Below are 16,441 nucleotides of genomic sequence, written 5' to 3' on the forward strand. Positions count from 1 at the left end.
CCAAGTGGGCGGACACCTTGAAACAAGGAAATCAAGTTGAAGCTTACGAAGGAAGCGCGAGGCCCTGTTTAAGTGCCGCAATCAGGGTTTCACGGAATTTCGGGCCGATCGTTGTTCCGGGGATGTTGTCAAAGCCGTGGAATGCGCCAGGCACGACATGCAGTTCTGCCGCCACACCGCTGTCGATCAGACGCTTGGCGTAATCGATATCTTCATCGGCGAACAAGTCGATAGAACCAACGCCGATGAAAGCAGGGGGGAGGCCCTTGAGATCTTCAGTCCGTGCAGGCACAGCACCAGCAGGCACCCGTCGTGAGCCGGCAGCCACACCGAGAAATGACGACCAGCCAAAGCGGTTGTGCGCTTCGGTCCATATAACTGCGCCCATCATGGGAGGTTTAGGCCGGGTGCTGCCCGTCCGGTCATCCAGCATAGGATAGATCAGCGCCTGATAGGCCAGTGGTATCTCTCCCCGGTCTCTTGCTGCAATTGCCAAGATGGCTGCATGACCGCCACCGGCACTGTCGCCCAGAACCGCGATCCGGTCACTGTTGCCGCCCATCTGATGAGCATTCTGGTACAACCATTTCAGGCCAGCGTAATTGTCTTCAAGTGAACCGGCAAAGCGGGTCTCAGGTGCAAGCCGGTAGTCAACGCTTACGATAAGGCAATCGAGAGCGGCTGCTATCTCCTGAAGTTGGCGGAGACCGGATTTGGCATCGCCGATAATGAAGCCGCCGCCATGGGTATGAAGGATGCACGACCGCAAAGACCCATCATCCTTGGCGTTGACGATAAACACCCGAACATCAGGGGCGCCGCCATAGCCCGGAATGCTCTTCTCTGTCCAAGCCGGAGCAGCCAGCACTGGCGACGCGTATGCGCGAGCACCCTCGCGCATACGCACAAGGTTGGCGGCGGTGGGCACCGCTTTCGACATCGGCAAAAGGCGAGGCAACATGGGGCGCAGTTCGGGATGCACAAAGGGCATCACATCGAACGGCACTGCCGCACCCAGTGGTGCTGAGAAAGCAAGGCCCACGGTTGCCATGCCGAACTGCTTCGCAAACTGGCGACGCGATAAGCCATTTGCCACAATCACATCAGGGATGTGCAAAGAAGCGCGATCGATAGACGAAACAAATTTCTGCTTTGGCATTTTTAGAATCATCCGTCGTAGCGCCAACTTTACCCCCCCCGAATGCCGCCACATGGGTCTGGCTTTCTTTGGGTGCAATAAGCAGACTGAATGGACAAAAGCCCGCAAAGTCAAGGGCCATGGGCCTGCCTTAGGGCGGGTCGTGTCCCACGGGGTGGTGTAAGAAGGTTTCCCTGATTGGGTGGCCGCCGTCGATCTTCTAGTAGGGTTCGGGTTCAGATGCGAACTCGAACCTAGAGAAGATGACGATTACCGATGATACAATCGGCCCTTGTCGAGCTGATCGAGCAAGGGGCTAATAGCGATTTGGTGCGCGAGATGCTGGCTTTTGCCGCCAAGCACGGGAACCTTAGAAATCTAAGTGCTTAGCCGTTATCTCTCCCTTTGAGCGGTAACTCTGAAGCTAAAGCCCTGTAAGACATACAGTTATTCACGACATTTAGCTGCCGCAAATCGGAACGAACCTCGTCGGCCGTTAGCGCCCGCTACCGCTTGGGCACTCCATTGACAGCCGATATCTGGCCCTACCTATACATGCGCCAAGACAAGAAATTCAGAAACGCTTTCCGAGTTTTCTCGTTAGCGCATGAATGGACAAGGACCACTGTGTCACGCCTAGGCTAAGTCCGGAACTTTACCGCCGGGTCTCGCAAAGCCATGGCATGACACTATGGGCGGCCTTAGTTTCCTGTCCTCTCTGCATCCTCTGCAATTCGCAGCGACAGGAAGTGCCGCGTGAGAGCCTGCGCGCCTTGTCGCTGGACAATATTTGACCAGTGCTCCCAACGGTCTGCCCTGCTCAGCAGCCAGCGGTAGAACAGATCACGCACATGCTCGCTGTCGAACTGCAGCGCCCAGATTGTCTCGCTTATCGCAATTCGTGACCTTGCAGGCCCGATCAGCACGATGGCAGGCGCGTTGTCGACGGTGTGCCGGGCAAAGGCGATTGGCATGGGTGGCAGCGATGCCTCGGCCCGGGCGATGGCCTGTTCCATAGCTGCCCGGTCCGGTTCTGGCCGGATGGCGGCATAAGTGGCAAGGCTGCCAAGGCCGATGGGCTTTGCCATCAACTCCGGATCTCGTGTGGCCATTAGCATGGCCATGATGGCGCGGCCCTCCGGCGTGAGCTTGGCTCGCGGCACGACGTTGCCGGTGTCAATCAGGCCATGGCCTTCAAGCCATAGGCTGTAATGCACCCCCCGATGCCAGTCGCCACCGAACAAATCATTGACCGCCTCGCTGTGCGTTGAAAGCGTGCGATCAATAGCTACGAGGACGGCGAGCAAAAATTCCAACTGTTCGTTGAACACGAATATATCGAAATAGCCCATGCTGAGGCGCTCTTTCCACAGCGCCGAACGCAGTGATCTCCAGCGCACGCCATTATCGTCGATCAGCGGAAGATCAGGATCGCCGTATGTGTCGATGGTTATCCAATAACCCCATGGGAGCTTTGGATTGCGCTGCTGTTCGTAGGGAATACCCTTGCCGTTCTTGCTCATGTGCGGTCCTCCGGCTTGAAGGCAGGTAGGACGCCGGGTTCCGTGCAGGACGTGTTGCCGGTGTTTGCCCGGGCCGAATCGTTGATAACCTTGAGCTTGCGGGCAAGTTCGGTCACCTCAAGGTAGACAAAGTGCTCCCCGCGATAGATTTGCCCCCGCTCATACAGGATCGAGCCGCCACGGTGACGGGGGACGTAATCTTCCGGGCCATTCATGATGGTGCCGAACCACCAGGCAAGATCCTCGCCCTGCCTCGCCCCGGCGCGTCCGGATGAGTGGGCCCCGTGCCCCTTGCCTTCGTGCATCGCTCGAGACGGCGCCGCCTCCGCAACAGTAACGTGGCATATGCTGGCCCGCTCTGGCTGTACGTGCTGACAGACGGCGGCATACGTCACCGGCTGGTGGAGCCCGTCGTTGATACTCCCGGGCAAGGCATCCGCAGACCATCCGGCAAGGGCATGATCGGGTGCAACGCCGACATAACCGCCCAGTTCTCCGGTCTGCTGGCGCAAAATGATGCAGGGATAGCCGGTCTCAGGATCGGTCCATGCGACCTTTTCGGATTCGACTATCCATAGGCCTTGGCCCGCGACGTAGCGGGTCACGTCTCGGTAACGGGCTTCGGGCACGATGCTGGTTCCGGCAATGGGCAAAAGTGGCTGACGCGCAGCAAGCGCCTTACGGCGTTCGAGATCGGCCTCCTCCTGGCGGCGCTTGTTACGGGCCGCAAGGGCGCGGGTTTCGGGAGTGGATGGCTTTTTCGCCATAATGGTATTCCTTCTATGCAAAGAAGGCCGCCGACGCTGGATGCGCCGACGGCCTTTGGGTTGATTGTAACGGTTTGGATTGGGGTGCAGCTTGGTGCCGTGCGGTTCTGCCCGCATCAATTCAGGTCATGGACTTCTCCTTGGCTTTGGCTCCGCCGGAAGGACGGATTTCATGGAAGACTGGTTCGAACCGCTCCTGTCCGTCATCAGGCCGCAACATCGATAACCCCGCGCAGGCGTGAGCGGACTTTCACGCCGTTTGCCCAGGGCACGAAAGTTTTGGTGACAAAGCTGTCTTGGGGTGCAGCCAGTTTGGCAGCTGTGGCAAGCGCCAGCACCGCATCGGCACGGTTGCATGTAAGCACGCCATGCGAGGCCAGATGATAGATAGCCAGAACGCTGGTCGTCAGAACATCGGCCAGCACCTGCTCGCGCACGGCAGGCCATTTGCCCTGCTCGATCATCCTGCCAATGCTTCTGCTTGGGCTGGGCTTGGCCGGGATCGACAGCGCTGCTGCAAGTTCCGGCAGGTGCACGCACTCTGCACCAACCGACATCGCCATGCACAGATCGAGCTTGGCCGGATGATAGAGGCGGCTTTCGCGCAATTGCGGCGGCATTTGCAGATCATAGGTGGCCGCACATCGGCGAAGGACGGCAAAGTCCCGGGTTTCTCCGCCATAAGATATCAGCACGGCATTAGGCTCTGCTGCCAGCGCTGCAAAGAACGCCTCGACCATCTGGCGCTCGGTAGCCGTGTCGTCAGCCCCCTGAGCCGACATCACGACCGGCTGCTCGATTTCTACGGTCTCATTGGCCTTGAACCGCATCACCGTCCAGCTGGCAGCGGCAATGGTGTCAAAGGGCCAGCGGATCCTTTTGGGCGCGCTGGCACCTTCAGCAGCGCGGTATCCGTCCGACGCCGTGTTGTTCCAGCGGAACTCGCAATCGGCCACAATGTAGGTCTTGTCAGGCTGCTTGGCCGAAACAAACGAGTGAAGCTGCTGCTGCAGCGCCAGATGCAGTGTTTCTGCATCGTGCAGGTCGAACGGCAGCGCACTGGCGTTGTCACTGATATTGTCACAGGCACGGGCATCGAAGCCGGTGGCATCACGGGTATTGGCATTTGGCATTTTCATTTCCTTTGAAACGCAAAAAGCCGCCTCGATGGGCGGCTTTTGCAGGGGTGTGGTGGTATTGGATTGTTCGATCGATCAGACCGGTTGCGATCGCGCGGTTCGGTCTGACATTCGGGCTTGCGTATCATGCATACGGGCGTGGCTTGCCCGGATTAGAAGGCCGGTTAGTTTCTCCTTGTCTCGTCCAGTGACGTAGTGTGGTGTTGATCAAGTTTTGCGAGCTGCGGTGTACAGCTCCACAATCTCGGATTTCGCCAAGCTGGGATTGCCTGCGACGTTTCGGACCATTTTGGCGAAGTTGAGCGAGCCCATGATCCGTTCGACGTACGCAACGTTTTCTGGCGACCGGTCGACAACGTGAATGAAGTAGTGCGCATTTTTGCTCTTGGAGAAGTCATGGTGGATATCTCCAGCCCGCGCCCCAACCCGCTGGATGGCAAAGTCTGGTTTGTCTGACGTTGTGGACTCGTCTGACGCTACGAACTTGAAATCGGGGTGGCTCGTTTTGACGTTGTGCAGACGGCGCTCGTCATCCCGGTATTCCCAGATCTGGAACACCACTGGCACGTTGCAGGGCTTACCCATGAAAAGAAACGCATAACCTTCCACAATCTTTTCGTGGACGAGGTGAAAGTTGCGGTGCAGGCGATTTTGCACGCTCCGCTTCCGGAAGGAGCGAGGCAGCACAAAAGCTATCACGTCTGACATGGTTGCCGCATGGTTGAAGAAATCGACTGCCAAGCTTGCGTTTCGCCCAAATGGCGGATTACCGATAGTCATGACCGGCCGCTCACTCTGTACCATTATTGCAAAAAAGTCGGACAGAATAACACCAGGGTATTTCGCGTCGATATCACAGGCGAGGCTGCCGTAAGGCATAAGCTTGAAAAATGCCCCGTCTCCGGCACATGGTTCCAGCATTAGGTAAAGGCCAGGATGGTATCGTTCCAGGACGAATTGATAGAGCGCGCGAGCAAGCATTGCCGTCGTGTAATACTGATCATACTGGATTGCGTTGGGCACACTTGTAGCCAAAGCCGCGCGCGAGGCGTTGCGCCGTTGTTTCGTTGCAACGGCTGCATTTGGCACAAACTCGGCCGGCGCTATGCTGACCCACGCTGGATTTCGCCAGAAAATTTTTCGACTAAGTGGCCAGGATGCAATTGAAACAAAGGATTCTGTGGACCAACTGGGCAATAACAAAGGACGTGCCGGTGTTGTGATTTGTTGACTAGCTGCCGGGGATATACTACATTCAAAAGTATATCCTCGAAATATATGCGTATTATTGTAGCATGAAATACCAATATTCGATATTATTGAAGAAAATGTAATAGTCTTATAAAAAATCATGTCAGCCTCCTGTTATATGACATGTTTCTGTCATGGGATTGATGTTGTCATTTACAAAGTTTTTGATTATCGCTTTTGGGCCCGTATCAAAACGACACACATTTTACTTAGGTACAAATAAAAGGCTTCTTTCAAATTGTGTCTGACAAAGCTCTTATTTTTCGTATTGGTCTTGTTATCTGCAGGATGCGACCACAAGCGGGTTCACATCTACGATTCTGAATGTCGATTTTTGGTTGGAACCTGTGTTTGACGACACGAATAGCAAGGGGATTGCTTACAATCGCAGGCAATCCCCGCTCTTGTTCTCATCGCGTCTTGAACGCCATGCCGGTTTTCGTCTCCAGAAATTCATGGCGTCGATACTTGACCCTGATCCGCTCGGCCAAGCGGATCATCAACATGTCGCAGTCTGTGTAACCGGCGTATCTGATCGTGTATTTGCCAGCGAGCACCCAGGAAAGGTCGATCAGATCACTCAACGGCCTGCCTGTAAGCGAAGCGACAGCGCTGTGCGGGATGCTGCACCGGATTTGCAAAATGTCACCGCAACATTGAAAACCGCCCTGAAAATCGCAGTCTTTATTGACGAACATAAAGTTGGCACGGCGGCTGTAGGGCGGTGCGATGCAAACCGCATCAAGCTTGGGCGATTCATAGCGGCGAAGAAAGACGAGGCCACGTGCCTTGGCCATTTCGTCCCAAAGCCTTTTGTCAGAGCGCTTCATTCTGCTGCCGCCTCGTAGTGATAGGCGTCGTGCAGGAAGGGGGGCCTGCAGGTTTCAATGTCGCAAACGGGAAAGCATTTCATTGTTGATATCCTTAAATGGCAAAAACCGCCCGAATTTGGGCGGTTTTGCGGGTCATCTTAGTGCTTGGTATGCGCGTATCAGCGGCGATGGCCCTGACCGATCTATGCTGATCGACCGACTGCTTGCCGCTCTTGGTTGATGTTCAATCCTACTTCATGGCGCTGTTCTCCTTTGGCGGATGTTCCTGATGATCATGGTCGAAGCTCAATTTTCCTCGTCACCACGATATTCAATTCAACCTCCTGCTGCTGTCGGCTCCCGGCTCTGTCAGGGCATTTGCCCTGCGAACATCATGACGCCTGGCTTGGGAAGCACGGGTCCTCCCGCAAACGCCGACGGCCACACATCGCTGTGTGGCCGTCGGTGTGGCTTTGGCTGGGTTTTGGTCTGAGGCCGGTTTTGTTCTGATCAAACCGATCCGCCCACGCTCACCGGGGGCTGGGCAACCGCATGCGCCGAAACCGCTGACGCGCATTGACCGGCATGATCAGGGGAGAAATGCACCCAGCCTCGTGATACAGCCAGCGGCGCTCGATCTCGGCAAGTTCCAGATCGACTTCCTTCATCCAGATCTTGTCAATTGCGTTCCACCTATAACCGCGATCACGCAAAACAGTTTTTGACGAGTACGGTGCTTTATAAGCACCGATCAAAAGACTATCCTTGTCAGCATTGGTCAGCAATTCATGCATCACCGGCACGAAGTCTTCGGCCCATGATAAAAGATGCAGGAGCGTGATGACATCAGCACTGGCCCGGTGAGCGGAATTGTAGAAACCCGCCTGCATCAACAGGTAGCCAAGATTTCGGCCATCAAAGCCATGGCCGGTCCAATCGATTTGCGTCATCGAACAGGCCCAGCGCGCGCCTGAGATGTTTGGGAGCAAGCGTTCAAGCAAAATTGCGTCGTAAGCAGCGTTATGGGCGACGAGATAATCGCAGCTGCACAGCAGGCTTTCCCAATGCGCGTGATCCAACTGCTTGCCCGCTACCATCGCATCGGTCACTCTGGTGATGCGCACAACATCTGCCGGAATGGGTTTGCCCGGATCACGTTGCGCGTGTTCGAACGCTGTCAGGCTGACAATCACGCCGTTGGCATCCACTTCCACAATCGCCAGAGCAAGGTCGAACAGTTCTGCCCGTTCTGGATCGGTGGACGTAGCTTCGCAATCCACGATACCGACCCGGCACAATGGCCCATTGCTGCCGTCACTGCGCGGCCTGACCAGCAATTCCGGCGTTCCCACGCACCTGATGGACCGCATATTCCAGCTGACATCGTTGAAATAGTGCCCACCTCCTGTGCCGATATCCAGGGTGCGCAGCAATTCAGCGCCTGGCCCGGCGTTCAATCCCTCGACCGGTGTCTGGTCAAAGCCGTCATCCGGCCCACGTTCGATGTTGCTGCCAGAACCGCTGCCAGCGCCGTTTGAAGTATTATCCAAGACTAATTTCCTTTGCTAAAGTATTAAATTCAGCCGAGCGCATGCGAGGAAATCTCTTTTCCCCTCACACGGCTCAGCCGCCTATTTCACTTTCTCAAAGATGCTCCCGGCTTCCCTTTTCCATCCGCTTAAGCAAAGCGGTGGCAACTGTGGCGGCTCCCCCAGTGATTGCATGATTGACTCGTTAAAGCCGTAAATGGCCACCGTATCCGCCATCGTGGTGGCACCCGGCGTTGCTTGGCTGTCAGTGCTGTGCTTTATCGTTGGACTGATGACCGACCTTGCCCAAATCGATAAGTTCATCGCCGACTGGCGCGATACCGGCGGGTCTGAACTTGCCAATACGCAAAGCTTTATCAACGGTTTGTGCCAGATCCTTGGCGTTGATGCCCCCGCTGGCAGCCGCACCGATGATGCCCACAACGATTACGTGTTCGAACGCCGCGTGTTTCAGGACAATGGCGATGGCACGCAAAGCTTTGGCCGAGTGGATTGCTACAAGCGCCACGCCTTTATCCTTGAGGCCAAGCAGGGCAGCGAGGCTGACCGTGATGCCGCCAACAAGGGCGAGGATGATCTGGATATCTTCGGCCAAACCGCCACCGCGCGGGTAAAGCGTGGCGCCGCCCGTCGCGGTACACCGGGTTGGGCCAAGGCGATGGTGCAGGCCAAGGGGCAGGCCGAACGCTATGCCAAGGCGCTGCCCGTATCGCATGGCTGGCCGCCGTTCCTGCTGGTGGCAGACAACTGGAAAAGTTGGGCTCTGGCCCTCAATGAGCATCCACATCCGGAAGTAGAGCTCTCACATGATCGCATTGCTCAGTGACTGTTACCGTGCTTTACTTATAACTTATGATTGCTTCATCAAACGACACAGTGGCACCAATATTTGCCCATTCTCTAGCTCACCATGCGGAAAATGATTGGGAACTTCTTGCTGATCATCTGGCGTTGGTTGGCCAGATGGCAGCTTTATTTGCCGGCAGGTTTGGGGCGAATGTCTTGGGTAATGTCGCAGGAAGGCTACATGATATTGGCAAAATGTCTGCTGAATTTCAGGCCTATATCAGGGGAAATGGAGCGCTCAGGGGGCCGGATCATGCAACGGCGGGTGCGCGGGAAGCAGTGCGCCTTTATGGCGACGCCGGCTTTGGTCGAATTCTGGCGTATTGTATTGCGGGGCATCATTCTGGGTTGGCCGATGGTGGCACAGAGCACTTGCCGGGAACGTTGACGCACCGGCTTAATTCACAAAACAAGCGGATAGAAGCCTACGAAGGCTGGGAAGCCCAAGCAGGGACGCTCCCAGAAAAATCTGAATTAAGGTTGCCCGAGCCATTGAGTGTGAGAAGCCAACATTCTGGCTTTGAACGCGCCTTCTTTATCCGGATGCTGTTTTCCGCACTGGTAGATGCGGATTTTCTGGCAACAGAACAATTCTACGCCCAAGCAACTAGGCGTGGTTTTGCAAACAGTCTGGAAGTTTTGCGCGATCGGCTGGATGCAAAGCTGACCGCCAAGGCCAGCACTGCCACCGAAGTTAATCGCCTGCGCAGCCGCGTTCTCGCCCACGTTCGAGCGCAAGCCAGTCAAGCCCCCGGCCTGTTTTCACTAACCGTGCCGACGGGCGGAGGAAAGACGCTGACCAGCCTCGCCTTTGCTCTCGATCATGCGATTGCGCATGGGCTGGACCGGATCGTCTATGTCATTCCCTACACTTCGATCATTGAGCAGACCGCACAGGTGTTTCGCGATGCCCTTGGAAACGACGGTGATGTGCTGGAGCACCACAGCGCGGTGGAATGGGATCCAAAGGGAGATGAGCAACTTGACGATGAAGGGAAAGAGGGGCTGAAAAAGCTGCGGCGCGATGCTGAAAATTGGGACGTTCGGATTGTTGTCACGACCTCGGTTCAGTTCTTTGAAAGCCTGTTCGCCGCGCGCACCTCTGCCTGTCGGAAGCTGCACAATTTGGCGAAGAGCGTCATAATTTTGGATGAAGCGCAAACCCTGCCGTTGCCGCTGCTGCGCCCGTGCATGGCTGCGATTGAAACGCTGGCGACCGGCTATGGCGCCAGCGTCGTGCTGTGCACCGCAACCCAGCCCGCGCTACGCAAGCAGGATGGATTTGAGTGGAAGGGGCTGGAAAATGTCCGCGAACTAGCACCTGATCCCGATGACTTGTACCGGCAGCTTAAGCGGGTGCGGGTGGCAATCGCGCCAGAACCGGTGAGCGATGATGCGCTGGCTGAGCAGATGCGCGCGCAGGAACAGGTGCTGTGCATCGTCAACAGTCGGCCCCATGCCCGCGATCTGTTCGCGCGGATCAAGGATGCGCCCGGCGCCCGGCACCTTACGACATTGATGTGCCCGCTGCATCGCCGCGCCGCGCTGGCCCAGATCAGGCAGGATCTGAAGGATCAAAAGCCTGTCCGTCTGATCGCGACATCGTTGATCGAAGCCGGGGTGGACGTCGATTTTCCCACCGTCTGGCGCGCGATGACCGGGCTGGACAGCATCGCGCAGGCAGCAGGGCGGTGCAATCGCGAGGGGTTGCGGGCCGAGGGTATCGTCAATGTGTTTCGCCCAGATGAAGTCGGTGGCCGCAAGCCGCCGCCCGCCATTGAGCAATTCGCGGCGGCAACGCGCGAAGTGTTGCGAACACATGGAGATGACCCGTTGGGGCTGGAAGCGATCAAGGCCTATTTTGCGCAAGTCTATTGGTCAAAGGGACCGGATCAGCTTGACGCGGCCATTTTGGGTGACAAGCCCAACCAGACGCAGGGCATATTGAGCGCTATTGAAGATACCGCGAGCGCGCTTAACTTTCCCTTTGCAGAAATAGCCAGCGCGTTCCGGTTTGTTGACGATACGATGCAACCGGTAATCGTCCCATATCATGCTGAAGGTCCGCTGGAACCGGTCGAAAGCCTGATAAACAGCTTGCGTTTCGTCGAACGTCCCGGTGCCATTGCGCGCAAGCTTGCGCTCTACTCTGTGCCGGTTCCGCGCAATAAATGTAACGATCTTATATCATCAGGTGCAGCACGGTACGTTGAACCGGAAAAATTTGCGGATCAATTCGTTCTTCTTGAGAATTTTGAACTATATTCTTCCAAAAGTGGGTTGGATTGGCAAGATACAACTTTTCGATCCAGTGAAAGCAACATAATCAGTTAGCCGAACAGGGAGCCTCACGCATGTCTTTCGGCATAAAACTTCACGTCTGGGGTGATCACGCCTGCTGGACTCGCCCAGAGATGAAGGTCGAGCGGGTGTCTTATGATGTGATGACGCCCTCTGCTGCGCGGGGCATACTAGAGGCGATCCACTGGAAGCCGGCAATCTTGTGGGTGGTGGATGCCATTCATGTGCTCCAGCCGATCCGCTTTACCTCGATACGGCGCAATGAAGTGGGCGCGCAGATACCGGCAGGTTCGGTCAAATCGGCAATGAACCGGAGGGATACCAATGGACTAGGGCTGGCGGTGGATGAAAATCGCCAGCAGCGCGCCGCCACCGTGCTGCTCACCCCCGCCTATGTGATCGAGGCGCATTTCGAACTGACCGACATGGCTGGCGAAGGTGATACGGACGCCAAGCACATCGCCATGTTCAACCGTCGCGCGGGCGCTGGGCAATGCTTCCATCGGCCCTACCTTGGCACCCGCGAATTCGCCGCGCATTTTGAACTGGTGGAGGGCGATTTGCCCGAAAGCAAACTTCCCGCCGATCAGCGCAATCGCGATCTTGGCTGGATGCTGCATGATATTGACCATGCGAACGATCATACACCCTACTTCTTCCGCGCCGCTCTGGTCGATGGCGTGATGGCCGTGCCGCCGCTGGACAGCGGGGATGTGATCGGATGACAATCCTTCAGGCGCTGAACAGCTATTATGATCGTATGGCTGGGCGGGGGGAAGCAGAGCCGCCCGGCTATTCGCGAGAGAAGATCAGCTATGCCATTTTGCTGACCCCGGAAGGCGCGGTGGCCGATGTGCAGGATGTTCGCGTTCCAAACGAGAAGGGGAAATTCGTTCCCAGTTTGATGAACGTACCTGCCGCCAAGAAGCGCGCCAGCGGGATCGCTCCCAACAAATTATGGGACAAAACCGCCTATGTACTGGGCGTAACGGCTGGCGAAGATAAGCGCACGGCGCGTGAGCATGAGGCATTCAAGACTGCCCATGAAGTGTTGCTTGCCAATGCAGAGGATGCGGGTTTACTGGCACTGCGTCGCTTCCTTGAAGGCTGGACGCCAGAACAATTTGATGAAAATCCCCATTTCACCGACGAAATGAAAGACGCCAACGTCGTCTTTCGCTTGGATGGTGTGCGTGAATACATCCATGATTATGATCGCCCTGCTGCCCGCGCGCTGGTGACTTCGGTGCCGCATGGTGAGGCCGATGATTTGTGTCTCGTCACCGGAGAGCGTGGCACAGCGGCGCGGCTGCATCCTTCGATCAAGGGGGTGCGGGGCGCACAAAGTTCCGGTGCTAGCCTTGTCTCCTTCAACCTCGATGCATTTACATCCTACGGCAAGGAACAGGGTGCCAATGCCCCAGTATCCGAAGAGGCGACAGCGCGCTACGGCGCGGCGCTGAACCGGATGCTGGACAAAGGCAGTCGCAACCGCATTCAGGTTGGCGATACGACCACGGTGTTCTGGGCGGATGCCAGAGGGGCTAATGCAGAAGCCGCCGATGCAGCAGATGCATTCGCGGCCATGTTCCTTGAACCACCCACTGACAAGGAAGAAGCAACGAACCTCAAGGCGCAACTTGAAGCCGTCGCTAAAGGCCTTCCTGCCTCCACGCTCAATCCGAAACTGAACCCCGGCACCCGCTTCTACATCCTCGGCCTTGCCCCCAATGCCGCCCGCCTGTCAGTGCGCTTCTGGTATGATGGCACTTTCGGCGATCTGGAACGGCTCATCCGCGAACATTGGCGGGATATGGCTATCGTCCCGCCGCCAAAGGTCTGGCCGCCATCAGCATGGCACTTGCTTATCGAAACGGCTGCGCAGCATAAAGGCGAGAATATTCCGCCGTTGCTGGGCGGCGAACTGATGCGCGCGATCCTGAACGGCACCCGTTATCCGCGCAGCCTGATGTCCGCGATCCTGATCCGCATCCGCGCGGAACAGGGCGATGTCAGCTCGATGCGTGCCGCCATTCTGCGCGGCATTCTGACTCGTGAAGCAAGACTTTCATCTGACAACCCCAAGGAGGTGCCCGTGGCGCTCGATGAACAGGACACAAACCCCGCCTACCGGCTGGGCCGCTGGTTTGCCGAACTGGAGGCGATCCAGCAGCACGCCCTGCCAGGGCTGAACGCCACGATCCGGGATCAGTTCTATAGTTCGGCCTCATCCGCGCCCGCACGCACTTTTCCGGTGCTGATCCGTAACGCGATGAATCACCTTGCGGGTCTGCGCAAAGACGGCAAGGCGGGTGGTCATGAAAAGCGCCTGGAAGCAATTATCGCAGGCGTTGAACACGGATTGCCGCGCTCTCTTCGCATCGAAGATCAGGCCCGCTTCGCCATCGGCTATTACCACCAGCGCGCCAGTCGGTTTGCCAAATCCCCTGACACCAACGAAATCGCTCAAGGCGAGGAGACAACATAATGACCAGCCAGCCAATCGCTAATCGCTATGATTTCGTGTTCTTCTTCGATGTCACCAATGGCAATCCCAACGGCGATCCCGACGCTGGCAACCTGCCGCGCGTCGATCCTGAAACCAATCAGGGACTGGTGACCGATGTGTGCCTGAAGCGGAAGGTCCGCAATTATGTGGCCCTCGCCAAGGGTGGAGGGGCGGGGCATGAAATCTATGTCGGTGAACGCGCCATCCTGAATCTTCAGAACAAAAAGGCGTGGGACGCTGTCTTGCCCGAAGTGACCAAGGCCGAAGAGCTGAAAAAGCTTCCCAAGGATGAGGCCAAGGCCCGCGAACTGACCGCATGGATGTGCGCCAATTTCTACGATGTTCGCACATTCGGTGCGGTGATGAGCACAGGCGTCAATTGTGGTCAGGTTCGAGGTCCGGTCCAGTTTACCTTTGCCCGGTCACTAGAACCGGTCATGCCGCTGGAAATTTCTATCACCCGCATGGCTGCTACCACGGAAAAGGATGCCGAGGAAAAAGGCGACATTCGCACCATGGGCCGCAAGCACATCGTCCCTTATGGCCTTTATCGCGCCCATGGCTTCGTCTCTGCCCCACTTGCCCAAGGGACCAAGGGCACCGGCTTTTCGGAAGATGATCTGGCTTTGCTGTGGGAAGCACTGAGCAATATGTTCGATCATGATCGTTCGGCTGCACGCGGTGAAATTTCCAAGCGCCGTCTGATTGTATTCAAACACGAAAACCGCATGGGCAATGCGCCTGCGCACCAATTGTTTGATCGGGTCACGGCACAGCGCGTCTATAACGGTGAAAGCGTGCCCGTCGGTGATCAGCGCACACACAACTATCCTTCTGCCCGCACCTTCAGTGATTATAAAGTGGTGGTGGACAGTTCTAACCTGCCAGCCGGGGTGGAAATACTCGACCTATAGGGATCGGTTCATGTATCCTGCACTCCCGCCCGATGCCACCGCAGAAGATTTGCTGCTGCCGATTTCCGCGCTTCAGCACTATCTGTTCTGCCCGCGCCAGTGCGCGCTGATCCATGTCGAACGGTTGTGGGCGGAAAACTCGGCGACGGCGGAGGGGCGCATTCTGCATGAGAAAGCGGATAGTGGAAAAGCCGACCGGCGCGGTGGGTTGCAGACACTGCGCAGCGTTCAGTTGCGATCCTTCGCACTGGGCGTCGCCGGAGTTGCCGATGTCGTAGAGAAACGCGGGCAGGTGCTTGTTCCGGTGGAATACAAGCGTGGCAAGCCCAAAGCCCACCGCGCAGATGAGGTGCAGCTATGTGCGCAGGCGCTTTGCCTCGAAGAAATGTTCAGCGTGGAGGTGCCCGAAGGTATGCTTTTCTACGGAGCAGTGCGTCGTCGGCATCCAGTGGCTATCGATGCTGAATTGCGGGCGCTCACCACGCAGGTTGCGCGCGATGCGCGCGAAATGGTACGCGCGGGCCGCACTCCGGCGCCGGTATGGGCCGCCAAGCTGTGCAGGGCCTGTTCGATGGCGGAGCTGTGCCGCCCCAAGCGTATGATGAACCCGCCGAACGTTTTGAAATGGCTGGCCCGGATGATAGAAAGCTGAAGCTGTTATGCGACGCCACCTCAACACGATCTATGTCACATCCGAAGGCGCCTATTGCCGCAAGGACGGGGCCAACATCGTGGTCGAGGTGGACAAGCAGGAGCGTGGCCGCGCACCAATCCATGTCATTGGCGGGTTGGTGTGTCTCGGTCGCGCCTCGATTTCGCCCTCACTGATGAACGCCTGCACAGAAGCGGGTGTCACCATTTCATTTCTGACCGAACATGGTCGATTTCTTGCTCGCGTCGAAGGCCCGCGGAGCGGCAATGTACTAGTGCGCCGCACGCAACATCGCACTGCTGATGACCCGGCAAAGTCATTAGTTATTGCCAAGGGCATCGTAGCTGCCAAACTGGCCAATCAGCGCACGGTTATGCGCCGGGCGCTGCGTGACTACGGCGATGCCGGGTCGCTGGCTGATGCAGAAAAACGGATCACACACATCGCTCGCCATGCTCTTGCTGCCACTGACATCGACATGTTGCGTGGGTGTGAGGGCGAAGGCGCGGCGCTCTATTTCGGAGCGTTCAACGCGATGATCCGCCATGAAGATCCAAAATTTGCGTTCCAAGGCCGATCACGCAGACCGCCGCTGGATCGAGCCAATGCATTGTTGTCATTCCTCTATTCCATTCTAGGCAACGATTGCCGTGGCGCGCTGGAAGGTGTCGGTCTCGATCCGGCAATCGGCTTCCTTCACGCTGACCGGCCTGGACGAATGAGTTTGGCGCTTGATTTGATGGAAGAGATGCGCCCGGTTCTGGCTGACCGTCTGGCACTTAGCCTTATTAACCGCCGACAGTTGGCTGTTTCGGATTTTGAGACAAGCGAGACAGGAGGAGTGCTTCTAAACGAGGCCGGGCGAAAAACTGTCCTGACTGCCTTTTCCGAACGAAAGCGACAGACGCTACGCCATCCATTTCTGGGTGAGGATATGCCCCTTGGACTTATCGCCCACGTTCAAGCCCAGATGCTGGCGAGGCATTTGCGCGGGGATATGGATGGATATCCGGGCTTCTTATGGAAATAGAGACACGAC

Annotated in this window: 15 protein-coding genes; 7 read left to right on the top strand and 8 right to left on the bottom strand. The window is 56.8% G+C overall.

Features of this window, described 5'->3' with window-relative positions; all coding sequences use genetic code 11:
• Nucleotides 1–43 precede the first annotated feature (43 nt).
• The 8 genes from IP81_RS07380 to IP81_RS07415 form a co-directional block, all read right to left on the bottom strand.
• The gene (locus tag IP81_RS07380) at nt 44–1,051 is read right to left on the bottom strand and encodes an alpha/beta hydrolase (protein WP_157573147.1); all 1,008 of its coding nucleotides are present in this window, start codon (nt 1,049–1,051) and stop codon (nt 44–46) included.
• A 52-nt stretch (nt 1,052–1,103) separates the two neighbouring features.
• A complete protein-coding gene (locus IP81_RS20115) occupies nt 1,104–1,280 on the bottom strand; it encodes a hypothetical protein (protein ID WP_157573117.1) in 177 nt (58 codons plus the stop codon).
• Nucleotides 1,281–1,839: 559 nt separating this feature from the next.
• Nucleotides 1,840–2,661, bottom strand: coding sequence for a hypothetical protein (locus tag IP81_RS07385; protein ID WP_054107346.1), 822 nt, complete (start codon nt 2,659–2,661; stop codon nt 1,840–1,842).
• Complete coding sequence (locus tag IP81_RS07390) at nt 2,658–3,428, bottom strand: hypothetical protein (RefSeq protein WP_054107347.1); 771 nt, start codon at nt 3,426–3,428, stop codon at nt 2,658–2,660. The genes IP81_RS07385 and IP81_RS07390 overlap by 4 nt, the downstream gene beginning before the upstream one ends.
• A 206-nt stretch (nt 3,429–3,634) precedes the next feature.
• Nucleotides 3,635–4,561 carry a hypothetical protein gene (locus IP81_RS07395; RefSeq protein WP_197274563.1) on the bottom strand — a complete coding sequence of 309 codons (927 nt, stop codon included), beginning with the start codon at nt 4,559–4,561 and terminating at the stop codon, nt 3,635–3,637.
• 213 nt (nt 4,562–4,774) lie between these two features.
• A complete protein-coding gene (locus tag IP81_RS07400; RefSeq protein ID WP_231626264.1) occupies nt 4,775–5,920 on the bottom strand; it encodes a hypothetical protein in 1,146 nt (381 codons plus the stop codon).
• A gap of 308 nt (nt 5,921–6,228) precedes the next feature.
• The gene (locus IP81_RS07410; RefSeq protein WP_054107351.1) at nt 6,229–6,648 is read right to left on the bottom strand and encodes a hypothetical protein; all 420 of its coding nucleotides are present in this window, start codon (nt 6,646–6,648) and stop codon (nt 6,229–6,231) included.
• 512 nt (nt 6,649–7,160) lie between these two features.
• Nucleotides 7,161–8,180: an exonuclease domain-containing protein gene (locus tag IP81_RS07415; protein WP_054107352.1), complete on the bottom strand. Its 1,020-nt coding sequence runs from the start codon at nt 8,178–8,180 to the stop codon at nt 7,161–7,163.
• A 196-nt stretch (nt 8,181–8,376) separates the two neighbouring features.
• On the opposite strand from IP81_RS07415, the gene IP81_RS07420 reads away from it, so the two are divergent.
• The 7 genes from IP81_RS07420 to cas1c are packed head-to-tail and all read left to right on the top strand — an operon-like array spanning nt 8,377 to nt 16,432.
• Entirely contained in the window at nt 8,377–9,006 is a 630-nt protein-coding gene (locus IP81_RS07420; protein ID WP_054107353.1) for a type IIL restriction-modification enzyme MmeI, read from the top strand.
• Nucleotides 9,007–9,056: 50 nt separating this feature from the next.
• Nucleotides 9,057–11,360 carry a CRISPR-associated helicase Cas3' gene (cas3, locus tag IP81_RS07425; protein ID WP_197274564.1) on the top strand — a complete coding sequence of 768 codons (2,304 nt, stop codon included), beginning with the start codon at nt 9,057–9,059 and terminating at the stop codon, nt 11,358–11,360.
• A gap of 20 nt (nt 11,361–11,380) precedes the next feature.
• Nucleotides 11,381–12,052, top strand: a complete 672-nt coding sequence (gene cas5c / locus IP81_RS07430) for a type I-C CRISPR-associated protein Cas5c (protein WP_054107355.1) — start codon at nt 11,381–11,383, stop codon at nt 12,050–12,052.
• The gene (gene cas8c / locus IP81_RS07435; RefSeq protein ID WP_054107356.1) at nt 12,049–13,815 is read left to right on the top strand and encodes a type I-C CRISPR-associated protein Cas8c/Csd1; all 1,767 of its coding nucleotides are present in this window, start codon (nt 12,049–12,051) and stop codon (nt 13,813–13,815) included. The genes cas5c and cas8c overlap by 4 nt, the downstream gene beginning before the upstream one ends.
• On the top strand, nt 13,815–14,750 hold the full coding sequence (cas7c, locus tag IP81_RS07440) for a type I-C CRISPR-associated protein Cas7/Csd2 (RefSeq protein ID WP_054107357.1): 936 nt from the start codon (nt 13,815–13,817) through the stop codon (nt 14,748–14,750). Before cas8c ends, cas7c begins: the two co-directional genes overlap by 1 nt.
• 10 nt (nt 14,751–14,760) lie before the next feature.
• Nucleotides 14,761–15,402 carry a CRISPR-associated protein Cas4 gene (gene cas4 / locus IP81_RS07445; protein ID WP_054107358.1) on the top strand — a complete coding sequence of 214 codons (642 nt, stop codon included), beginning with the start codon at nt 14,761–14,763 and terminating at the stop codon, nt 15,400–15,402.
• Nucleotides 15,403–15,409: 7 nt separating this feature from the next.
• A complete protein-coding gene (cas1c, locus tag IP81_RS07450) occupies nt 15,410–16,432 on the top strand; it encodes a type I-C CRISPR-associated endonuclease Cas1c (RefSeq protein WP_054107359.1) in 1,023 nt (340 codons plus the stop codon).
• Nucleotides 16,433–16,441 lie beyond the last annotated feature (9 nt).

The organism is Novosphingobium sp. AAP83, assembly GCF_001295795.1.
GTDB lineage: Bacteria > Pseudomonadota > Alphaproteobacteria > Sphingomonadales > Sphingomonadaceae > Novosphingobium.